This is a genomic window from Paraburkholderia sp. RL17-383-BIF-A (assembly GCF_046028015.1).
Lineage (GTDB): Bacteria > Pseudomonadota > Gammaproteobacteria > Burkholderiales > Burkholderiaceae > Paraburkholderia.
The window spans coordinates 1-21,256 of record NZ_JARESR010000026.1; the positions used below are offsets into that span (position 1 = coordinate 1).

Genomic DNA, 21,256 nt, shown 5'->3' on the forward strand with positions numbered 1-21,256 from the left:
CTGTGCGGGGCGGCACCTCCTTTCTTTGCCGCGGCAAAGAAAGGAGGCAAAGAAAGCCGCTTTGAACCGCCAGCCCATAAGCGGGTCCCCCGCACAGTTGCAGTAGTGGTGCATCTGGAATCGGTGTCCTCGCACATTCGGCGCTTGTGACACAGCAGTCATTCTTCCGGCGGCGCTGCGCGCGCCGTTGTGGTCGTTCAACTAACCAAGTGTGTTTGGGCTTGGCGGTCTTTCAGCGAAACGGCTGTGTTTTGGGGTTGAGGCTGTTCATTAGATCGTCTGCTCTCTGCGCTCGACGGGCGTCATCAAAACGTTGGCGTTCTTCCGGCGTGCTGTGGCACGCTTGGGTGCCCGGTCCTGTTCGCAGCGGGACTGGGTTGCCCAGTTGGGCTCTGACGCGAGCGGCAGCAGATTGCGATGCCCCGTCGCCCACGCCAGGACCTCCAAAACCACCGCCCCTTCAAAGCATCGCCGAGGCGTAGCCGATGGCCTCCGTAGCGCAGACACAACCGCTGATTCAAAGGCGGACCGTTCCGACGAGCGCGGAGCGCGAGGCGGGAAGGATGACGCCCTTGTCACTGAAGCTGAATGTGCGAGGACACCGATTCCAGATGCACCACTACTGCAACTGTGCGGGGGACCCGCTTATGGGCTGGCGGTTCAAAGCGGCTTTCTTTGCCTACTTTCTTTGCCGCGGCAAAGAAAGTAGGTGCCGCCCCGCACAGGGGCAACGCTAATACACCACCAACAAATCAAGGAAAGGCCAAAACCCCAAAAACCCTACAACCCAACCGCCTCCCCGCTCAACAACGACTCCCTCAACGCCACCCCAATCCGCGTAGCCTCCAAAGCATCGGCAAGCGAAGCCCCGGCCTGCGCAGCCGCAGAACCAGCCCCACCTCGCACGGCAGCGACAAACGCCCGCGCCTCCAACAAGAACGCATCCTCGAACCGATCAAAAAAATTCGCCGTACATTCGTTCCGGATCCCGGTGGCGTCATAAATCTCGACGCGATTCGCACGCGGATTATGGCCAATAGCCAGCGCCCCATCAGTACCAATCACTTCGCTATGCGTATCATTTCCGTGCGCCTGCGTCCGTGACGCATAAAACATGGCCAGCTTGCCGTCTTCGAACTCGCAGATCGCCACACCGTTATCGACATCGCCGAACTCACGCAGCCCTTCGTGCATCGCGGCAACACCTGCCGCAAACACACGTTTGGCCCGTGGCCGACCCAATAACCACCGGGCCACATCGATATCGTGCACCGTGCAATCTAAAAAGATGCCGCCAGACGTCGCCGCAAAGCGCACAAAAAAACCGTCGCTATCGTTCTGATCGGCAGTCTGCGAGCGCACCAGAAACGGCCGGCCGATCTTGCCCGCTTCGATCTTGTCGAACGCGTCCTTATAGCTCGGATCGAAGCGCCGCATGAAGCCGATCGTCGCCTGCAAATGCGGATAGCGCGCCGACTCGGCCAGCACCCTCTCGCACTCCGCCAGATCCAACGACAAAGGCTTCTCGCAAAACACATGCTTGCCGGCGCGCAACGCATCGACAATCTGTTGCGCGTGCAACGAAGACGGCGTCACCAGCCAAACGGCATCCACCTCCCGATCGGCGAGCAACTCCGCGTAATCGTCGTACAGCCGCGGCGCGGGCAACGCTTCACGCGCCCACGCTCGCTCCTCTTCCACAGGACTGCAAGCCGCCACGACCGACGCGCCCGGCACGCGATACGCCAGATTTTCCGCATGCCGCTTGCCGAGACGCCCGAGTCCGACCACGCCCACCCGAAGCCGTGCCGCGGCCGCCGTCATCACAACGCCTCGCCCAGTTTGACCACGCGGCCCTCGCGCCACGAACGGCTCGCGGCCTCGGCGAGTTCGAGCGCTTTCAGGCCGTCCGCCACCGTGGTGCGCACCGGCTTGCCGTGCGTCACGGCATCGAAGAAATGCGCGATTTCATGCGCGTAAGCGGCACGATAACGTTCGAGGAAAAACGCTTCGGGCACATCGCTCGACACCTCGGTTTTCGAGTACGCCGTGACTTCCGTGGGCCGCACGTTGCCCGCCTGCAGCATGCCGGCGCTGCCCAGCACCTCGAAGCGCTGGTCATAGCCGTACGCGGCGCGGCGCGCGGTGTTGATCTGGCACAGGCGGCCGCGCTTCGTGCGGATCGTCACAGCGGTCGAATCGATATCGCCCGCATCGGCGATCGCCGGGTCGCTCAGACAACTGCCGGTGGCATGCAGCGTGTCGGCCTCGTCGTCGAGAATCCAGCGAAAAATGTCGAAGTCGTGAATCAGCATGTCCTTAAAGATGCCGCCCGAATGCCGGATGTAGTCGACGGGCGGCGCACCGGGGTCGCGGCTCGTCACCACCAGCATTTCCGGCGTGCCGATTTCGCCGGCGTCGAGTCGCGCTTTCAGCGCCGAGAAGGTCGGGTCGAAGCGCCGCTGAAAACCGATCATGCACACCACGCCGGCACGCTCGACCGCGTCCGCGCAAGCCTGCGCACGCGCCAGCGTCAGATCGACCGGCTTCTCGCAGAACACGTGCTTCTTCTGCGCGGCGGATTGCATGATCAGATCCGCATGCGTGTCCGTGCTCGAACAGATCACGGTCGCGCCAACGGACGCATCGCCCATCGCGCAGTCGATATCCGCGACCTGCGCGCCGTGCTCGGCGGCGAGCGCGGCGGCCGCCTCACGATTCACGTCGACCACATACTTGAGCCGCACGCCCGGCTGCCGCGCGAGATTCGCCGCATGAATCTTGCCGATGCGCCCCGCGCCGAATACGGCCACGTCGATCGTCTTTGCCCCATCAGTCATCGTATCCTCCGGTGTCTTTGGATTCTTCAACATTCAATTCGAGCTTGTACGCGAGCGCGATGAACAGCGCCTGGCACAAACAGATCGTGCTGGTCAGCGAGCGGAACGCGAACGCGCTGCCCTCTTTTACATACAATTGCGTGGTGGCGTAACGTGCGAGCGGAGATAGTTGGCTATCCGTAATAACGAGCGTCTTGGCCTGGTGATGATGCGCAACACGCAAGCAATACTGCGTTTCCTTTCCATAGGGCGCGAAGCTGATCGCAATCACCACGTCGCCCTTTTTCACGCTGCGAATCTGTTCGCGGTACATGCCGCCGAAACCGGACACCAGATGCACGCGTTTGGGCGTGTGCTGCAACGCGTAGACGATATAGCTCGCCACCGGAAACGAACGCCGCACGCCGATCACGTAAATGTTGTCGGCCTGCTGCAGCATCTTCACCGCGGCGTCGAACTGCTTGTCGTCGAGCCCTGCTTCGAGTTCTTCGAGACCGCCGCGCGAGGCCGCGATGAATTCACGCGCCACTGAACCGCCGGACAGCGCGCCCGGCTTTTCGTCGATCAGCTTGCGGATCCGCTGTTGATAACTCGGCGACGAACTGCCCTGTCCGGTGTAAGCCTGACGGAATACCGCCTGCAGATCAGAGAATCCGGAAAAGCCGAAGCGCTGCGCAAAACGCACCACGGCGGACGGATGCACGCCGCAACTCGCGGCGATGTCGCTGGTGCGGTCCACCATCACGCTCGAACGGTGCTGCTCGATATAGGTCGCGACATTCTTCAACTGACGCGGCAACGCGTCGTAGTTTTCCGCGATGCGCTGCATCAATTCTTCGACACTTGGCAATTCCTCGGTGCTCTCTTCCGCCATGGCTCTCTCTCGGGTGCTTTATTGCAGTGCGGCAGCCGCTCGTCACGCCCGCCACACGGCCTCCTGACGCTGCCGATTATAGGCAGCCGCCGAATCAAATGGAACGTATTTTCCATTTTTATTTGTAATGAAATTTTCATTGCAACGCCTCGGAAGATGGCCTAATCTTGGTCGTGAGCGATGGTGCTTTGGTGGACACACCCGGGCCGTATGCGGATGAAAAGCCGCCCGCCAGACGCTCCCTTCAAAAACGACATACCGAGAAAGGTGGAGACAATGAGACTTTGCAAGGGCAAGGCTACGCTCAGGATTCTGGTGACGGCATTGACGTTGGCGACGGGATTCGGCGCGGCCTCGGCCGCCCGCGCGGCTGACGCACACTTCGTGCTGATCAGCCACGCGCCGGATTCGGATTCGTGGTGGAACACCATCAAGAACGCCATCAAACAGGCCGACGAGGACTTCAACGTCGAGACCGACTATCGCAATCCGCCGAACGGCGACATTGCCGATATGGCGCGTCTGGTCGAGCAGGCAGCCGCGCGCAACTACGACGGCGTGATCGTCACCATCGCCGACTTCGACGTGCTGAAGAGCTCGATCAACAAAGTCACTGCGAAAAAGATTCCGCTCGTCACGATCAATTCCGGCACGGAGGAACAGAGCGCGCAACTCGGCGCGATCATGCACGTGGGCCAGCCCGAATATGTGGCAGGCAAAGCCGCCGGTGAGAAAGCCAAGGCAGCAGGCGTGAAGTCGTTCCTGTGCGTGAATCACCTCGCCACCAACACCGTGTCGTTCGACCGTTGCCGCGGTTTTGCCGAGGCGATCGGCGTCGATTACAAGTCGTCCACCATCGACTCCGGCCAGGACCCGACCGAAATTCAATCGAAGGTCAGCGCGTATCTGCGTAATCACCCGAACACCGGTGCAATCCTGACGCTCGGACCGACCCCGGCTTCGGCCACACTGAAAGCGGTCACGCAAATGGGTCTGGCGGGCAAGATCTACTTCTGCACGTTCGACTTCTCCGACGACATCGCCAAAGCGATCCAGAACGGCACGATCCAGTTCGCGATCGACCAGCAGCCGTACCTGCAAGGCTATATCCCCGTGGCCGTGCTGGCGATCGTGAAGAAAGAGCACACCACCGATCCCGCGAAGATCCGCAAGATTCTCGAGGCGAATCCGAAGTTCAAGGAACGGCTTGCCACCTACGGTCTCGCGCCGTCCTACGGGCCGAAGAATATCCGTTCGGGCCCGGGCTTCATCACCAAAGAAAACCTCGACAAGGTCATCAAATACGCAGGGCAGTACCGCTGATTCTTTTCTCTAGTTAGTCACGCGCACGGCGGGCACCGTTCCGATACCGGAAGGGCCGCCCGCCGCCACCGCGCATTTCACCGGCTGTCGTTCTCGCAATTCATCCCCGCGCGAGGCAGGCACAACCGGGTTCCAAGGAGACATCATGGGTGTAGCCGGCAAACACTTCCCACCGCACGTCAAGACGAATGCCGAGGCAGCCCCGCCGCTGCCCGATTCGGATGAACGGCTGCGCAAGGAATCCAGGTTCGGCCATGTGCTGAACCGCCCCGAATTCGCCGCGATTTCCGGCGCGGTACTGGTGTTTCTCGTTTTCGCGCTGACGGCCGGCAACTCCGGCATGTTCAATCTCGACGGCGTGATGAACTGGTCGCAGGTGTCCGCGTATCTGGGCATTCTCGCCGTGGGCGCGTGTCTGTTGATGATCGCCGGCGAGTTCGATCTGTCGATCGGCTCGATGATCGGTTTCGCCGGCATGATGGTCGCGATTCCGTCTGTCTATTTTCACTGGCCGATTTCCCTCGCCATTCTGTTCGCGTTTGCCGGTTCCATGCTGCTCGGCGCGCTGAACGGCTATCTGGTCATGCGTACGCGCCTGCCCTCGTTCATCGTCACGCTCGCGTTCCTGTTCATCTTGCGCGGCCTCACGCTCGCGCTGTCGATCATGTTCGCGGACCGCACCATCGTCTCCGGCGTCGGCGATCTCGCGCAACAGGATTGGCTTGCGAACACGCTGTTTCACGGCGTCGCGCTGAACGGTCTTTTCACGATGCTCGCGCATCACGGCATCGGCACGCTGCTCGATAACGGCCACGCGCTCGTGCCGGGCATTCCGAAGGTGATTCTGTGGTGGCTCGGACTCGCCGCGGTCTGCGCGTTCGTGCTGGCGAAAACACGCGCCGGCAACTGGATTCTCGCGGTTGGCGGCGACGCCAACGCCGCCAAGAACGTCGGCGTGCCGGTGCGTCGCGTGAAGATTTCGCTGTTCGTGCTGACCGCGTTCTGCTCGTGCCTGTTTGCGGTGCTGCAGGTGTGCGATATCGGCTCGGCTGCCGCCGACCGGGGCTTGCAGAAGGAGTTCGAAGCGATCATCGCCGCGGTGATCGGCGGCACGTTGCTGACGGGTGGCTACGGATCCGTGGTCGGCGCGTGTTTCGGCGCGTTGATCTTTGGCGTGGTGCAGATCGGCATTACCTACACGAACGTCAGTTCCGACTGGTTCCGAGTGTTCCTCGGCGTGATGCTGCTGATCGCCGTGCTGTTCAATCACTATGTGCGCCGCCGCGTCTCGCAGGCGTAACGAGGAGACGACCATGTCCGATACGAATACCGTAGCGAATGCCGTGGGCAGCGCGAGCGATCGCGAGGACGACGTGATCCTCGCGCTCGAAAACGTCAACAAATACTTCGGCAAGGTGATCGCGCTGAGCGGCGTGACCTTGCGTCTGCGACGCGGCGAAGTGCATTGCCTGCTCGGCGACAACGGCGCGGGCAAGTCGACACTGATCAAGACGCTCGCCGGCGTGCATCAGCCCTCTTCCGGCCAGTATCTGGTGGATGGCAAACCGGTGTTGTTCGAGTCGCCGAAAGACGCGCTCGACCTGGGCATCGCCACCGTCTATCAGGATCTGGCGCTGGTGCCGCTACTCTCCGTCGCACGCAACTTCTTCATGGGACGCGAGCCGCAAAAGAAACTGTTCGGCTTCCTGAGCGTGATGGACCTGGAAACGAGCGCCACCACCGCGCGCGACAAGCTCGCGGAAATGGGCATCAACGTGCGCGACCCGCATCAGCCGATCGGCACCATGTCCGGCGGCGAGAAACAGTGTCTGGCCATCGCGCGGGCGATTCACTTCGGCGCACGCGTGCTGATTCTCGACGAACCGACTGCCGCGCTCGGCGTGAAGCAGAGCTTCAACGTGCTGAAGCTGATCCACAAGGCGCGCGCGAAAGGCATCTCCGTGATCTTCATCACGCACAACGTGCATCACGCGTATCCGATCGGCGATTCGTTCACGGTGCTCAATCGCGGCAAATCGCTCGGCACGTTCACCAAGGAAACCATCAGCAAGGACGAAGTGCTCGACATGATGGCCGGCGGCGCCGAGATGCAGAAGATGATCGGCGAACTCGAAGGCGCGACGATCTGATTCATTCGCGCGAGGAACCGGCGCCGCTGCGCCGGCCACCGCGCTCAGCTATTCAGGAAACTTCATGGATCATTCCAGCACATCCAGCGCAAACACGTCCGCCCCGGCGACGGCGGCCAGCCGCTTCGCGCCGGGCCGCAGCCGCGACATCGTCTGCCTCGGGCGCCTCGCCGTCGATCTGTACGCGCAGCAGGTCGGCGCGCGGCTCGAAGACGTGTCGAGCTTCGCGAAGTATCTCGGCGGATCGTCGGCGAATATCGCGTTCGGCTGCGCGCGCCTCGGTCTCGCGTCAGCGATGCTGGCACGCGTCGGCAACGATCATATGGGCCGCTTTCTCACGGAGACGCTCACCAAAGAGGGCTGTGACGTCAGCCACGTGCGTATCGACCAGGAGCGCCTGACCGCCCTCGTGCTGCTCGGCCTGAAAGACCGCGACACGTTCCCGCTGATCTTCTACCGCGAGAACTGCGCGGATATGGCAGTGGATGAAGCGGATTTCGACGAGGCTTTCATCGCGTCGTCGAAAGCGCTGCTCATTACCGGCACGCACTTTTCCACCGAGCAGGTGAACCGCACGAGCCGCCGCGCGCTGGATTACGCGCGCCGCAACCAGGTGCGCACCGTGCTCGATATCGACTACCGTCCGGTCTTGTGGGGTCTCACCGGCAAAGCGGACGGTGAAACGCGTTTCGTCGCGAGCGAAGGCGTCACCGCGCATTTGCAGCGCATTCTGCCGCTGTTCGATCTGGTGATCGGCACCGAGGAAGAATTCCGTATTGCCGGCGGCAAGACCGAACTGGTCGACGCCCTCGCGATGGTGCGCGCCGTCACGCCGGCCACGCTGGTGCTCAAGCGCGGACCGCTGGGCTGTCAGATTATCGACGGCGCGGTGCCCGCCTCGCTCGACGACGTGCCGATTCAAGGTGGCGTGGAAGTCGAAGTGCTGAACGTACTCGGCGCCGGCGACGCGTTCGCCTCGGGCTTTCTCTCGGGCTGGTTGCGCGATCAACCACTCGAAGCGTGCGCACGCGCCGCGAACGCGAGCGGCGCGCTGGTCGTGTCACGTCACGGCTGCGCACCGGCCATGCCGACGCCCGCCGAACTCGACTACTTCCTGCGCGAAGCCAAAGCCGATCCGCAGCGCATGCGCCGCCCGGATCGCGACGCGCGCCTCGCACGACTGCATCGCGTCTCGCCGGCCCGCAAACAATGGGACGAAGTGCTCGGCTTCGCCTTCGACCACCGCAACCAGTTCTTCGAACTCGCGCAGCAAACCGGCGCCGACGACGCGCGCATTGCGCAACTGAAAGGGCTGTTCGTGGAAGCCGTCGCGCAAACCGAGCGCGCGCTGGGTTTGCAAAGCCGCATCGGCGTGCTGATCGACGACCGCTACGGCCAGGACGCGCTGAACGCGGCCACCGGCCGCGGCTGGTGGATCGGCCGGCCGGTGGAACTGCCGGGCTCGGTGCCGCTCGTGTTCGATCATGGCCGTTCGATCGGCACCACGCTGATCCCTTGGCCGCAGGAACATATCGTCAAATGCCTCGTGCAGTTTCATCCCGACGAACCCATCGAGCAGCGCCTCGAACAGGAAGCCCAACTGCGCGCGCTCTACGACGCGACGCAGGCGAGCGGCCATGAACTGCTGCTCGAAGTGATCCCGCCGAAACACGCGCATTTGCCGCAAGCGCCGGACACCGTGTATCGCGCGTTGAAGCGCCTGTACAACATCGGCATCTATCCCGAGTGGTGGAAGCTCGAACCGATGGACGCCGCGCAATGGCGCAATGTCGACGCGCTGATCGCCGAGCGTGATCCGTATTGCCGGGGCGTGGTGCTGCTCGGTTTGTCGGCGGCCGTCGAACAGTTGAACGAGGGTTTTCGCGCGGCGGCGCAATCGGCGACATGCCGCGGCTTCACGGTCGGGCGCACGATCTTCCACGAACCGAGCCATGCGTGGCTCGCCGGAGAAATCGGCGACGACGAATTGATCGCGCGCGTGCGCCGCACCTTCGAAACGTTGATCGCTTCGTGGCGCGCGGCACGTGGCGCGAGCGCCGCGCAACCGGGCGCGACCCACCACGTCCATCAGGAGCAGGCCGCATGAATCAGCGCGTAATGCATCACGACGCGGCGTCCGCCAACGACGCCAGCCTTGCTCGCACGGGCGCGGGCGGCACAGCGCGCCTGACAGCCGCGCAGGCGCTGGTCCGCTATCTCGCCGCGCAACGCGTCGCGACCGAGGACGGCCACGGCACCGATCCGCTGTTCGGCGGCGTGTTCGCCATCTTCGGCCACGGCAACGTGGCGGGGATCGGCGAAGCGCTGTATCAGCACCGCGACGAATTACCGACTCTGCGCGCCCATAACGAACAGGCGATGGCGCACAGCGCGATCGCCTATGCGAAGGCGCATTTCCGCCGCCGCATGATGGCCGTCACGACGTCGATCGGACCGGGCGCCACCAACCTCGTGACCGCGGCGGCGCTGGCCCACGTGAACCGTTTGCCGGTGCTGCTGTTGCCCGGCGACATCTTCGTCTCGCGCGCACCCGATCCTGTATTGCAGCAGCTCGAAGACTTCCACGACGGCGGCGTCTCCGCCAACGACGCGCTCAAGCCGGTGTCGCGCTACTTCGACCGCATCGTGCATCCGGCGCAATTGCTCAATGCGCTGCCGCGCGCCGTGCGCGTACTGACGGACGCCGCCTTGTGCGGACCGGTTACGCTCGCGTTGCCGCAAGACGTGCAGGCGCAGGCATGGGATTTCCCCGTCGACTTCTTCAAGCCGCACATCGTTACGTTTCATTCGCCCGCGCCGCGCATCGACGAAATCGAGGCCGCCTTCGCGCGTCTGCGGCAGGCCAGGCGGCCGTTGATCGTCGCGGGCGGCGGTGTGCTCTACGGCCGCGCCTCCGATGCACTGCATCGTTTCGCCACCGCGCACGGCGTTCCGGTCGCGGAAACGCAGGCCGGCAAAGGGTCGCTTGCCTGGAACGATCCGTTGAACGCGGGCGCGCTGGGCGTGACGGGCTCGCCCGCCGCGAACGCGCTCGCACACGACGCCGATTGCGTGCTGGCGATCGGCACGCGCTTGCAGGACTTCACGACCGGCTCGAACACCTTGTTCACGCAAGCCGATGTGATTGCCATCAACGTCAATGCTTTCGACGGCCTCAAGCATCGCGCGCTGGTGGTCGAAGCCGACGCGCGGCTTGCGCTCGATGCACTCGCCGAACCCCTGCAAGGCTGGCACGCCGATCGCACCTGGACCGCGCGCGCACACAAACTCGCGGCGGGCTGGCGCGATACGGTGAGCACGCTCACCCATGCGCCGCAACGCGACAGCGTGCTGCCTTACGAGGGCGATGTAATCGGCGCGATACAGCGTTCGAGCGCAAGCTCGCCGGCGAACGATATCGTCGTCTGCGCGGCCGGCACCCTGCCCGCCGAATTGCATAAACTGTGGCGCGCCGGCAAACCGGGCTCGTATCACGTCGAGTACGGCTATTCGTGCATGGGCTACGAGATCGCCGGCGGACTCGGCGTCAAGCTCGCACGGCCCGCGCGTGAAGTGATCGTGATGGTCGGCGACGGCAGCTATCTGATGATGAACAGCGAGATCGCGACCTCCGTGATGATCGGCACCAAGCTGATCGTCGTGGTGCTCGACAATCGCGGCTATGGTTGCATCAACCGCTTGCAGCAGGCGTGCGGCGGCGCGCCGTTCAACAACCTGCTCGAAGACTGCAAGCAGGGCCCGCTCGGCGCACCCAAGATCGATTTCGCCGCCCATGCGCGCGCCCTGGGCGCGCAGGCCGAACACGCCGCGAACGTCGCCGAACTCGAAGCTGCGTTGCAACGCGCCCGCGTGGCCGATCGCACCTATGTCATCAGCATCGATACCGACGCTGCCCGCACCACGGACGACGGCGGCTGGTGGTGGGAAGTGGCCGTGCCGGAAGTCTCGGCGCGCCCCGCGGTACGCGACGCCCGTGCGAAATACGAAACCCAACTCGCGGCACGCGCCGAACCGTCCAGCTCCGCGCCAAACGCCGGCCCCACCGACAACGAATGAGGACGCCCGCATGACTGCTTTCGACGTACGTATCGGCATCAATCCGCTCTCGTGGATGAACGACGATCTGCCTTCGCTCGGCGGCGAGACGCCGCTCGAGGTGGCGCTGACGGAAGGCCGCCAGATCGGCTATCAAGGCTTCGAACTGGGCAACAAGTTTCCGCGCGAGCCGCAGGCGCTGAAGACGCTGCTCGCGCAATACGATCTTGCGCTGGTCTCGGGCTGGTATTCCGGACGTCTCGCTCGGCAAAGCGTAGCGGAGGAAATCGCCGCCGTCGGCCCGCATCTGGAGTTGCTCGCGCAAAACGGCGCGACGGCGATGGTGTATGGCGAGGTCGCCGATTCGATTCAGGGCGCGCCGCAGCCGCTTTATCAACGGCCGCGTTTTTTCAGCGACGCGCAACGGGCCGCTTATGCGGAGCGTGTCGACGAATTCGCGCGCTATACCCTAAGCCGCGGCGTGCGGCTCGCGTACCATCATCACATGGGCGCTTATGTCGAGACGCCTGCCGATGTCGATCAGTTGATGGCGCGCACCAGTGACGCTGTCGGCCTGCTGTTCGACGCGGGACATATCACGTTTGCCGGCGGCGATCCCATTGCCGTGCTCGACAAACATATCGCGCGGGTCTGCCACGTGCATTGCAAGGACGTGCGCCCCGCCGTGATGAAACTCGCGCGCAATCGCAACTGGAGTTTTCTGGACGCGGTGATCGCCGGCGCCTTCACGGTGCCGGGCGACGGCGCGGTGGATTTCCCGGCGATCATCCAGCGATTGAAGCGGCACGGTTATCGCGGCTGGCTGGTGGTCGAAGCCGAACAGGACCCGGTCGTGGCGCCTTCGTTCGAGTATGCGCAAAAGGGCTACAAGACGTTGCGCGCGTTGGTCGACGCACCGCTCGACGCCGCAAACAGGACAGAGCAGGAGGCAGCATGAGCTTGTTGGTGAAGGCGCAGCGCGAAGGCCAAACGATCGCGCGAGTGACACCGGAGTCGGCCTGCTGGCGATATGTGGGGTTTGCCGCTTACCGCCTCGGCACGAACGAAGTGGTGCACGTGCACGAGCCAGCTCGCGAAGTGTGCATTGTCGTGCTCACCGGCACAGTGGACATCGAAACCGCGGAGACGACCTGGCGTTCCATCGGCTCGCGTGACAGCGTGTTCGAGGACGCCGCGCCTTATGCGGTGTATCTGCCGCCGAACGTGCGGGCGACGGTTCGCGCTTGCCGCGATGCCGAGATCGGCGTGGCGAGCGCGCCTGCCGAAGGCAAGTATCCCGCGAGGTTGATCGAGCCCGCTTCGATGAAGCGCTCGACACGCGGCAAAGGCCTGAATACGCGATACGTCTGCGATATTCTTCCGCAGACCGAGCCCGCGGAATCACTGTTGGTGGTCGAAGTCAGAACGCCTGGCGGACACGCTTCGAGCTACCCGCCGCATAAGCACGATACCGACAACGTGCCGCACGAGAGTTCGCTCGAAGAGACTTACTATCACCGGCTCGATCCGCCGCAAGGGTTTGCGTTCCAGCGCGTGTACACCGACATGCGCGATATCGACGAGTCGATGGCGGTGGAGGATCACGACGTCGTCATGGTGCCGCGCGGCTATCACCCCGTGGTCGTGCCGTATGGCTATGACTCGTATTATCTGAACGTCATGGCAGGCGGCAAGCGGACCTGGCATTTCCGCAATGACCCGGCGCACGAGTGGATCATCAATAAGGACGCTTGAACTTGCGGCCTGCGCGGCGCATCAAGACGGCATCGCGCAGGCTTCAACCAATTTCAAACGGGCTCCAGTTGAGCCACGCTACTTCCTGACGGCCAGATCGACATCCAGGCCGCCATCCTCGCCCATCCTCACGGTTCCCTTCGACACGTCCTTGCGATAAGCGTACAGATCGAACTTCATGACGCCCGCGTTCGAGCTGTCCTTGATGAACGTGCGCGTATTCGTCACCAGCGAATTGAACATCTTCACGTCGCCGGACTCGATCCAGACGAAGCTCTTGCCCGCGCCCGCAGGCGGCCTTGCCGCCGCGACGTTGCTATCGCGCTTGAACTTCAGCACGAGGCCTTCATCCGTAACCGTCGCGCTGGCGAGACGCCCTTGCAGGACCGGCGGCGGAAACACCGTGTACTGATCGAACACCAGCTCGTTACCCTTGAGCGCCACACCCTTGCGCGTGAACGGCGTGAGTGAGGCGAGCGGAATATCCAGCGCGCGCAGCAAGCCGGCCTGCGGCACGCCCAGCACCTTCACCGAAGTCGGTTCGTACACCAGGTGCCGCTCGTCTTTGGCGACGATCGTGCCGCTCATCGTGGTCGGCAGCCAGACTCCAGGAAAGTGATTCCACAACTTGATGCCACCTGTCACTTCGAGTTTGCCGTCCACGGGTTTCAGCTGCAGGTCGTTGAGCGAACGCGGCTCGTAGTCGAGCAGATAGTCGTTGAAGAGCGCCGCCATGGCGGGCCACGGCTCCACGACCTCGCCGCCGATAATGCGGATATCGTACTGATCGGGATCGTCCAGATCGACCGGTTGTCCCGGCTTTTTCGGCACCATCTGCGCGTCCAGCGAACGCACATGAAAACCGATGCGCCCCGCCACGTAGAAGTCGACGTTCTCGACGTGAATCAGCGGCGCGGGGCCCGGCGAATGGCGCTCATCGCTGAACGCCGAACCCGGCGTCGACATGCGCTGCCCGGAAAACGCCGCGCGTGTGCCGACCGGAATCGCGCGCGCCACCGCGGCGGTTTGCACGGTCTGCGGCACGCGTTGCCACACGAGCCGCGCCTGCGCGAGCGCTGCCTGCTGGGCGCGAATGAAGCTGTCGTTATAACGCGCGCTCGCGCTGCCGGTTTGCGCCGGCGAGTCCTTGTCTTTGTCCGCGCTGGCTAGCGTCGTATACGACGGCAGATGCACGTCCAGCGCGCCCGCTTCGTCGAAGGTGAAAAAACCGGCCGCCATCTGCTCGCGATAGTGATACAGATCCAGCACGAACGGTGCTTTGTTGTCGATCGGCGTGAGCGCCATGTCGATGTTCATCGGCATCGAGCGCATGAATTTGACGTCGCCGCCCTGCACCAGCATGCCGCGCGCGGGCATCGTCGCGGGCCAGACGATGTTCGGCACGCTCCGGTCGTCGAGCGTGAAGCGCACGCCCGCGGCGCTCGTCTCGATCTGCGTGATCGTCATGCGCAACGCGGGCGGCGGCGTCAGTTTGGCCACCTGCATCACAACGTCGTCACCGTCGAGACGCGCGATCGGCGTGTCCACTTTCAGCAGGTCGGCCATCTTCACGTGGGCGGCCTGCATCAGCTTGTCGGCGCCCACGCCAGCCACTTCGACATGATCGGCGTGAAACACGAGTTCCTCGGTGTTGCGCATCGACAGTGATCCGCTCAACACGATCGGCACCCATGTCTCGCGATGCATCTCGCCGGTAATGCGCAAGTTGCCGCCTTCTTGCGGAACGACGCGCATGTTGCGCAGCGGCGAGCCCTGATACTGGAACAGGTAGCGATTGAAGATCGCGGTGAGCTTGGCGCTGTCCAGCGTGACATGGCCGCGGTGGACGTTGATCGTGACGCTGGTCGGATCGTCGAATACGATCGGCTGGCCGGCGCGCGCCGGGCTTAGCGTCGCCGCCATGTCGTGAATCATGAAGCCGATGTCGCCCGTCACGCGAAAGTCCACGTCGCGCGCGAACATCAGCGAACCGTCGATGCCGGAATCGCGCAGCGTCAGCGGGCGGCTGCGCTTTTCGGTCAGGCCGCTCGCCGATGGCACGCGCGCCGCGACGCTTTGTTCCGCGAGTAGCTGTTTGGCTTTGGCCAGTTCGAGTGTGGGACGACGTGTAGAAGCGGCAGGTTGAGTGGCGAGCGCGGGACCCGTAGCGGCGGCGTTGGCGTTGGCGTTGGAATTGGCGTTGCCGTTTCCACGGCTGTCATTCGTGCTGACGTTGTTGCTCGCCACATCGGCTGCCTCGTTCGCGGGATTCGCCGGTGCGGATGCCGCGTCGCCCGTCGTCGAACTGGCATCGGCGCAGGCGGACATCAGCAACGCCGCCGTCAACAACGCGGCGCCCGCGCTGATCGGCGAGCGCCAGGCGCGCTTCGGGCTTGCCTCGTGCGAAGCCGGCATCGGCGCATGATTCGCCGACACCTTATCCAACGCGCGTCCGTATCTCATGATGTCTCCTCCTGGAGCCGCGACGCGTCTTTCGCGCGCCGGGCACGGCATGGTGAGTCGCGCATACGCAGGCTTTAAACAGCAAGCCGCCGTCGCGCGTCTTTTACCCGATTGTCTTTATTTGTCAGCGCGCTGCCGACAAGATTTCTGGAGGACGCTCACCAAACGATCAAGCGTTTGAATCGCCGTGACGCGTCATCGGAAAGCCGCATGCGCGCGGCCTGAGCGGCGCACTGGCAAATGAGATTCAAACGGCATGTCCGGCGCGATTGCCGCGCCGCGCACGCAATGCGCTCGCCAACCGACGCGCGAGGCATTCAGCAGCACAGCAAAGCGATCATCCTTCACCATGCGGCGCTGCAATAAAACCCGGCGAGTCAGCGCCTCGATCAACCGACGCCGAGCCATTCCCGCATCACGTCAGTCCTTTGCACGAACGACGCGAGCGCATCGTCGAACACCACTTCGCCATGCCCCATCACCGCGACGCGGCTGGCGATGTCCTGTGCGATCACGAGCCGTTGTTCAATCAGCAGCATCGCCACACCGCGATCGCGCAGCGCCCGCAAACATCCGGCGACCTGCTCCATCACGAGACGCGCGAGACCCTCGCCCGGTTCGTCGATCACGAGCAGATCGGGATCGCCGAGCAGTGCCCGCGCGAGCGTCAGCATCTGCTGCTCGCCGCCCGACAGCGCGCCCGCGCGCGTGCGCTTGCGCTCGTGCAGCACGGGAAAAAGCGCATAGGCGTCGTCGAAAGTGAAGCGCGGCGCACGGCCGCGCTCGCGCGGCGCAACGCCGAGTTGAAGATTCTCGTGCACGCTTAGCGTCGGAAAGACGTCGCGATGTTCGGGCACGTAACCCAGCCCGAGACGCGCGATTTCGAAGGTGCGCAGACCGCCGAGCGAGCGGCCCGCAAAACGCAGTTCGCCTTCGCTGCGCACGAGGCCCATGATCGCCCGCGCGAGTGTCGAACGGCCCGAGCCGTTGCGGCCGACCAGCGCCAGCACTTCGCCCGCCTCGATGCGCAGCGTCACGCCGTGCAACGCCTGGCTCGCGCCGTACCACGCATTGAGTCCGCGAATGTCGAGCAAGGCGCTCATGTCCCGAACCCTTCGCCGAGATACGCGGCACGTACCGCCGCATCCGCGCGGATCGCCGCCGGCGTGCCGCTCGCGATAATGCGCCCTTGCACGAGGACAGAAATGCGATCGGCGATCGCGAACACTGCGTCCATGTCGTGCTCGACCATCAGCAGCGTGCGGCCCGCCGTGGTCTCGCGGATCAGTTCGATGGCATGCGCCGCCTCCGCGCGATTCATGCCCGCAGTCGGTTCGTCGAGCAGCAAGGTATGCGCGCCGCCCGCGAGCGCGATGCCGAGATCGAGCGCGCGTTGCTCGGCATAGCTGAGCGTACCCGCCTGAGCGTGGCGGCGCGCACTCAGGCCCACCGCGTCGAGCACCTGTGCCGCGCGCGCGTCGACCGTGCGCGAGCCGCTGAAACGCTGCCACCAGCGCGTGCGGTCGCGCTCCGCCAGCAGCGCCGCGCAGCGCAGGTTGTCGAACACGCTGAGGCGCGTGAACACGCTGGTGTTCTGGAAGCTGCGCGCAAGTCCGCGGCGCGTGATCGCGGCCGGCGCAAGGCGCGTAATCTCGGCGCCGAACAGATCGATGCGCCCGGCGTTCGGCCGCGCGCCGCCGGCGATCAGATTGAAGAGTGTCGACTTACCCGCGCCGTTTGGACCAATCAACGCGTGCCGTTCGCCGGGCTGAACCGCGAGATCGACGCCGCGCAGAATCTGCGTAGCGCCGAAACGTTTTTCGATACCGTAGAGCGCGAGTGCCGGGATCATCGCTCGTCTCCGTCGGTGTGCGTGGCGCTCGAAAGCGTGTCTGCGAGGCGGGCCTGCGCGCGAATCGCGTAATGCGCCGCGACTCCGCCAAGCGCGGCCAGCATGAAGACCACGGCGCCGAGCTTGAGCGGCGACCCGCCCAGCCAGACCAGCGCGCCCATGCCGCCGGCGCCACCGGTGCCGCTAAAGACCCCGCCGTCGTCCAATCCGAATTGCACGGCGTACGCCCATTGCACCGCGAGCACGACGGCCGCCGTCCACAGCAGCGCGGCCGCCGTGCCCCACAGGTACGCTGCGCGGCATCGCTGCCAGCCGTGCGTGGCTACACGCGCGGCATGCCGCTCAACGAAACCCGCGAGTCCGTCCGGCGAAATCACCACGACCACGATGAAGAAGAGTCCCAGATAGAACAGCCATGCGCGCGTGACGCTTGCCACCGCGACACTGAAAAACGTCAGAACGACCGCGCCCGCGACCGGACCGAAAAACACCGCCGTGCCGCCGATCACCGTGGCGATCAGCACCGCGCCCGAGCGCATCATGCCGACGCTTTCCGTCGACACCAGCTCCACGTTGATCAGCGCCAAGGTTCCCGAGATACCGGCGAAAAACGCCGACAACACCACGACGCCATAGCGGACGCGGCGCGGATAACAGCCGATCGCGGCCGCGCGCACCGGGTTGTCGCGCACCGCATTGGCAACGCGCATGAAGGGCGTGCGCGAGAGCGCGAACATCGCCGCGCTCGCGAGCAGACACCACACGACGATCAGCGCATACGCCTCGCGCGCCGGACCGAAGCTCCAGCTTCCCCACGGCGCTCCGCTCGCGCGATCGATCGCCACGCCCGCCTCGCCGCCGAACCAGTCGGGCAGCGTCCATGCGGCGGCCGCCACGAGTTCGCCGAGACCGAGCGTGATCATCGCGAAGGCCGTGCCGGCACGCCGCGTCGAGACGAAACCGAACAACCCACCGCACAGCGCGCCGCCGATGCCGCCGACCAACGGCAACAGCACGAGCGGCACGCCGATCCGGTTGAACACCTGCGCGGCGAGGAGTGCGCCAAGGCCGGAATAAGCGGCATGACCGAATGACAGCAGTCCCGTCTCGCCAAGCAGCAGATTGTAGGAAAGCGCGAACACGATCATCGTCGCGGTCTGCGCGAGATAGGCGAGCAGCCAGCTTTGCGGCCAGACAAAAGGCGGCACGGCGAGGAACAGGATAAGCGCGAGCCACGACGCGAGCACGCGCCAGACCGCACGCGGCGCGGTCGCGGATAGCGCGGACGATGCGCCTGGGTCACGCACGGTCGTCACGCATGGTCGTCACGCCGCCCGAAGAGGCCGCGCGGGCGCAGCGCCAGCATCGCGACCAGCAGCAGATACGGAATCAGCGGCGCGAGTTGCGCGAGCGTCAGCGCGTCCCATTGCGCCGGCAGCGATGCGTCGAATAGCGACAGCACGTCGCCCAGCGACACATTGCTCGCCACGGCCAGCGTCTGCACGCAGCCCACCAGCAGCGACGCCGCCAGCGCCCCGCTCAGCGAGCCCAGTCCACCGATCACGACCACCACGAACACGATCGAGCCAAGCGACTCCGCCATGCCCGGTTCGATCACGAAGAGCGGCGCGCCGATCACGCCGGCCAACGCGGCGAGCGCCGTGCCGGCCGCGAACACGCCGGTGAACACGCGCGGCACGTTGTGGCCGAGCGCTTCGACGGCGCTCGCGTGCGTGAGCGCGGCGCGCACGATCAGCCCCGCCTTCGACACGCGCAACACCGCGTAGAGCACGCCCAGCATGGCGAGCGATACCACCATCATGAACGCCCGATAGCGCGCGAACGCCGCGCCGTAGACCGTGAAGAGCGGCCCGTCGAGCACGGCCGGCACCGTCGCGGAAAGCGGGCTCAAGCCCCAGCCGAGCTTGACCAGTTCGCCGAGCAGATACGCGGCGCCGAACGTCAGCAGTAATTCCGCGAGATGGCCGTGTACGCGCACGCGCCGCAACAGCCAACGCTCCAGGCCCGCGCCGATCAGCCCGACGACCAGCGGCGCGATCACCAGCGCGCTCCAGAATCCCGCGCGCGCCGCCACCGAAAAGCCGACGTACGCGCCCAGCATGTAAAAGCCCGCGTGCGCGAAATTCAGCACGCCGAGCATGCTGAAAATCAGCGTCAAGCCTGCCGACAGCATGAACAGCAACAGGCCGTAACTGACACCGTTGAGCAGATTGATGACGAACGACTGCACGCGCCTATTCCGCCTGGCCGGCGACGCACAGCGGTTCGAGCGCCGCGCGCAATTCGGCGGGCAAGCTCACCGGACGCCGTGTGACGCGATCCACATACACATGCACGAAGTGTCCTTGCGCGGCGGGTTGATCTTCGCCCTCCTTGAAAAGCCCCACTTCGTAGCGCACGCTCGACGTACCGAGCCGCACCACCCGCAGGCCCGCTTCGATCCGCTCGGGAAACACCAGCGGCGCGAAGTAATTGCAGTGCGTCTCGACCACCAGCCCGATCGTCGCGCCATGCTCGAAATCGAGCACGCCGGTGCGGATCAGATACTCGTTCACCACCGTGTCGAAGTAGCTGTAGTAGACGACGTTGTTGACATGGCCATAGACGTCGTTGTCCATCCAGCGCGTGGTGATCGGCAGGAAATGCCGGTAGGCGGTGCGCGCGACGGGTACGGGTTTGTTCATGCTGGCGTGAGTATCTTTAGCGTTGTCGTGCGCGGTGCGCGGCGATTGTTTTTTCAGAGCGATTCGCTCAGCATGCGGCGGTAGTCGTCGGCGGTCGCTTCGCGTGGATTCGTGCGGTGACAGTGGTCGGCGAGCGCACCCTGAATCACCTTGTCGAACATGCTTTCGTCGACGCCCATCTGCCTGAGGCCGGTCGGTAAACCGAGCCGCGCGGTCATGTCGAACAGCGCCTGGGCGAGATCGGCATTCTCCGGCAAATTCATCACGCGGCGCATTCTTGCATAGCGGCGCTCGGCCACTACGCTGTCCGCCGTCTCGTTGAAACGCAGCACTGCGGGCAGCACAACCGCGTTCAGCGTGCCGTGATGCAGCGACGTGCGCCCGTTCACCGTCAGGCCGCCCAGCGGATGCGACAACGAGTGCACGCAGCCCAGCCCTTTCTGGAAAGCCATGGCGCCTTGCATCGAAGCGCTCATCATGTTCAGGCGCGCGTCGCGATCGCTGCCGTCCGCCGTCGCGCGTTCGATGTTGGCCCACGCGCGCTCCAAGCCGTCCAGCGCGATGCCGTCCGCGGGAGGATTGAAGGCCGGCGCGAGAAAAGTTTCGATGCAGTGCGCAACCGCGTCCATGCCGGTGGCCGCCGTCAACCCCGGCGGCAGGCCGAGCGTGAGCGCCGGATCGCACAACGCCGACTTGGGCAACAGATGCCACGAATGAAAGCCGAGCTTGCGGCCATCGTTCAGGATCACGATTGCCCCGCGCGCGACTTCGCTGCCCGTGCCCGCCGTGGTGGGTACCGCGATCAGCGGCGCGACCGCGGCCGTGATCTTCGGGCTGCCGCCTTCAATGGTCGCGTATTGCGTCAGCGCGCCTGGATGCGTGGCGGCGATCGCTACGCCCTTGGCCAGATCGATGGACGATCCTCCGCCGACCGCGATCAGGCCGTCGCAGCCTTCGTCACGGTACATCTGAGCGGCCGCGAGCACCATCGCCTCGGTCGGGTTCGACGGCGTGTCGTCGAAGACCGGGACGTCGCCGAGTTTCAGCGCGTCGAGCGCGCGCTGCGCGAGACCCGCTGCGACCACGCCCTTGTCGGTGATGATCAGCGGCCGCTTGATGCCGACGCGTCCGCATTCCGACGGCAACTGCGACAGCGCGTCGTAGCCGAGATGGATGTGGGTCAGATAGAAAATATAGGCCATGCCGTGCTCCTCCCTGAGCGCGAGCTCGTTTACCTG

At 64.5% G+C, this 21,256-nt stretch carries 18 protein-coding genes; 7 read left to right on the forward strand and 11 right to left on the reverse strand.

Annotated features, from left to right (window positions below; all coding sequences use genetic code 11):
* Positions 1 to 780: 780 nt before the first annotated feature.
* From P0D71_RS25365 to P0D71_RS25375, 3 genes are read right to left on the reverse strand one after another with little or no spacing between them, the layout of a single operon-like run.
* Positions 781 to 1,824: a Gfo/Idh/MocA family oxidoreductase gene (locus tag P0D71_RS25365; protein ID WP_408482684.1), complete on the reverse strand. Its 1,044-nt coding sequence runs from the start codon at positions 1,822 to 1,824 to the stop codon at positions 781 to 783.
* Positions 1,824 to 2,840 (reverse strand): inositol 2-dehydrogenase, encoded by a 1,017-nt coding sequence (iolG, locus tag P0D71_RS25370; protein ID WP_091792654.1) that lies wholly within the window; start codon positions 2,838 to 2,840, stop codon positions 1,824 to 1,826. Before iolG ends, P0D71_RS25365 begins: the two co-directional genes overlap by 1 nt.
* The gene (locus P0D71_RS25375) at positions 2,833 to 3,714 is read right to left on the reverse strand and encodes a MurR/RpiR family transcriptional regulator (RefSeq protein ID WP_007181073.1); all 882 of its coding nucleotides are present in this window, start codon (positions 3,712 to 3,714) and stop codon (positions 2,833 to 2,835) included. The genes iolG and P0D71_RS25375 overlap by 8 nt, the downstream gene beginning before the upstream one ends.
* Positions 3,715 to 3,990: 276 nt before the next feature.
* On the opposite strand from P0D71_RS25375, the gene P0D71_RS25380 reads away from it, so the two are divergent.
* The 7 genes from P0D71_RS25380 (at position 3,991) to iolB (ending at position 12,998) form a co-directional block, all read left to right on the forward strand.
* The gene (locus tag P0D71_RS25380; protein ID WP_091792652.1) at positions 3,991 to 5,037 is read left to right on the forward strand and encodes a sugar ABC transporter substrate-binding protein; all 1,047 of its coding nucleotides are present in this window, start codon (positions 3,991 to 3,993) and stop codon (positions 5,035 to 5,037) included.
* 145 nt (positions 5,038 to 5,182) lie between these two features.
* Positions 5,183 to 6,337, forward strand: a complete 1,155-nt coding sequence (locus P0D71_RS25385; protein ID WP_091792651.1) for an ABC transporter permease — start codon at positions 5,183 to 5,185, stop codon at positions 6,335 to 6,337.
* A gap of 13 nt (positions 6,338 to 6,350) precedes the next feature.
* Positions 6,351 to 7,187 carry an ATP-binding cassette domain-containing protein gene (locus P0D71_RS25390; RefSeq protein WP_091792650.1) on the forward strand — a complete coding sequence of 279 codons (837 nt, stop codon included), beginning with the start codon at positions 6,351 to 6,353 and terminating at the stop codon, positions 7,185 to 7,187.
* Positions 7,188 to 7,251: 64 nt separating this feature from the next.
* A complete protein-coding gene (locus P0D71_RS25395; RefSeq protein WP_408482687.1) occupies positions 7,252 to 9,294 on the forward strand; it encodes a bifunctional 5-dehydro-2-deoxygluconokinase/5-dehydro-2-deoxyphosphogluconate aldolase in 2,043 nt (680 codons plus the stop codon).
* Complete coding sequence (gene iolD, locus P0D71_RS25400; RefSeq protein WP_408482689.1) at positions 9,291 to 11,264, forward strand: 3D-(3,5/4)-trihydroxycyclohexane-1,2-dione acylhydrolase (decyclizing); 1,974 nt, start codon at positions 9,291 to 9,293, stop codon at positions 11,262 to 11,264. Before P0D71_RS25395 ends, iolD begins: the two co-directional genes overlap by 4 nt.
* Positions 11,265 to 11,274: 10 nt before the next feature.
* Entirely contained in the window at positions 11,275 to 12,201 is a 927-nt protein-coding gene (gene iolE, locus P0D71_RS25405) for a myo-inosose-2 dehydratase (RefSeq protein WP_408482691.1), read from the forward strand.
* The gene (gene iolB, locus P0D71_RS25410; protein ID WP_408354142.1) at positions 12,198 to 12,998 is read left to right on the forward strand and encodes a 5-deoxy-glucuronate isomerase; all 801 of its coding nucleotides are present in this window, start codon (positions 12,198 to 12,200) and stop codon (positions 12,996 to 12,998) included. Before iolE ends, iolB begins: the two co-directional genes overlap by 4 nt.
* Positions 12,999 to 13,076: 78 nt before the next feature.
* Here the strand turns inward: iolB and P0D71_RS25415 are convergent, their stop codons facing one another.
* The 8 genes from P0D71_RS25415 to gbd all read right to left on the reverse strand — a co-directional run bounded on the left by P0D71_RS25415 (position 13,077) and on the right by gbd (position 21,220).
* Complete coding sequence (locus P0D71_RS25415) at positions 13,077 to 15,461, reverse strand: hypothetical protein (RefSeq protein WP_408482693.1); 2,385 nt, start codon at positions 15,459 to 15,461, stop codon at positions 13,077 to 13,079.
* A 195-nt stretch (positions 15,462 to 15,656) separates the two neighbouring features.
* Positions 15,657 to 15,854, reverse strand: coding sequence for a hypothetical protein (locus P0D71_RS25420; RefSeq protein ID WP_143048271.1), 198 nt, complete (start codon positions 15,852 to 15,854; stop codon positions 15,657 to 15,659).
* A complete protein-coding gene (locus P0D71_RS25425; protein ID WP_408482695.1) occupies positions 15,851 to 16,564 on the reverse strand; it encodes an ABC transporter ATP-binding protein in 714 nt (237 codons plus the stop codon). The genes P0D71_RS25420 and P0D71_RS25425 overlap by 4 nt, the downstream gene beginning before the upstream one ends.
* On the reverse strand, positions 16,561 to 17,313 hold the full coding sequence (locus P0D71_RS25430) for an ABC transporter ATP-binding protein (RefSeq protein WP_091792643.1): 753 nt from the start codon (positions 17,311 to 17,313) through the stop codon (positions 16,561 to 16,563). Before P0D71_RS25430 ends, P0D71_RS25425 begins: the two co-directional genes overlap by 4 nt.
* Positions 17,310 to 18,620, reverse strand: a complete 1,311-nt coding sequence (locus P0D71_RS25435) for a branched-chain amino acid ABC transporter permease (protein ID WP_408482761.1) — start codon at positions 18,618 to 18,620, stop codon at positions 17,310 to 17,312. Before P0D71_RS25435 ends, P0D71_RS25430 begins: the two co-directional genes overlap by 4 nt.
* A 5-nt stretch (positions 18,621 to 18,625) precedes the next feature.
* Positions 18,626 to 19,564 (reverse strand): branched-chain amino acid ABC transporter permease, encoded by a 939-nt coding sequence (locus P0D71_RS25440; RefSeq protein ID WP_408482697.1) that lies wholly within the window; start codon positions 19,562 to 19,564, stop codon positions 18,626 to 18,628.
* 4 nt (positions 19,565 to 19,568) lie between these two features.
* Complete coding sequence (locus P0D71_RS25445; protein WP_408186632.1) at positions 19,569 to 20,018, reverse strand: acyl-CoA thioesterase; 450 nt, start codon at positions 20,016 to 20,018, stop codon at positions 19,569 to 19,571.
* Positions 20,019 to 20,071: 53 nt separating this feature from the next.
* Positions 20,072 to 21,220, reverse strand: coding sequence for a 4-hydroxybutyrate dehydrogenase (gene gbd, locus P0D71_RS25450; protein WP_408186631.1), 1,149 nt, complete (start codon positions 21,218 to 21,220; stop codon positions 20,072 to 20,074).
* Positions 21,221 to 21,256: the final 36 nt, after the last annotated feature.

Coding starts and splice junctions, on each gene's coding strand:
- P0D71_RS25415 (WP_408482693.1), bottom strand. CDS start 15,461: ATGAGATACGGACGCGCGTTGGATAAGGTGTCGGCGAATCATGCGCCG.
- P0D71_RS25425 (WP_408482695.1), bottom strand. CDS start 16,564: ATGAGCGCCTTGCTCGACATTCGCGGACTCAATGCGTGGTACGGCGCG.
- P0D71_RS25430 (WP_091792643.1), bottom strand. CDS start 17,313: ATGATCCCGGCACTCGCGCTCTACGGTATCGAAAAACGTTTCGGCGCT.
- iolE (WP_408482691.1), top strand. CDS start 11,275: ATGACTGCTTTCGACGTACGTATCGGCATCAATCCGCTCTCGTGGATG.
- P0D71_RS25380 (WP_091792652.1), top strand. CDS start 3,991: ATGAGACTTTGCAAGGGCAAGGCTACGCTCAGGATTCTGGTGACGGCA.
- gbd (WP_408186631.1), bottom strand. CDS start 21,220: ATGGCCTATATTTTCTATCTGACCCACATCCATCTCGGCTACGACGCG.
- P0D71_RS25375 (WP_007181073.1), bottom strand. CDS start 3,714: ATGGCGGAAGAGAGCACCGAGGAATTGCCAAGTGTCGAAGAATTGATG.
- P0D71_RS25395 (WP_408482687.1), top strand. CDS start 7,252: ATGGATCATTCCAGCACATCCAGCGCAAACACGTCCGCCCCGGCGACG.
- iolB (WP_408354142.1), top strand. CDS start 12,198: ATGAGCTTGTTGGTGAAGGCGCAGCGCGAAGGCCAAACGATCGCGCGA.
- iolD (WP_408482689.1), top strand. CDS start 9,291: ATGAATCAGCGCGTAATGCATCACGACGCGGCGTCCGCCAACGACGCC.
- P0D71_RS25390 (WP_091792650.1), top strand. CDS start 6,351: ATGTCCGATACGAATACCGTAGCGAATGCCGTGGGCAGCGCGAGCGAT.
- P0D71_RS25365 (WP_408482684.1), bottom strand. CDS start 1,824: ATGACGGCGGCCGCGGCACGGCTTCGGGTGGGCGTGGTCGGACTCGGG.
- P0D71_RS25445 (WP_408186632.1), bottom strand. CDS start 20,018: ATGAACAAACCCGTACCCGTCGCGCGCACCGCCTACCGGCATTTCCTG.
- P0D71_RS25385 (WP_091792651.1), top strand. CDS start 5,183: ATGGGTGTAGCCGGCAAACACTTCCCACCGCACGTCAAGACGAATGCC.
- iolG (WP_091792654.1), bottom strand. CDS start 2,840: ATGACTGATGGGGCAAAGACGATCGACGTGGCCGTATTCGGCGCGGGG.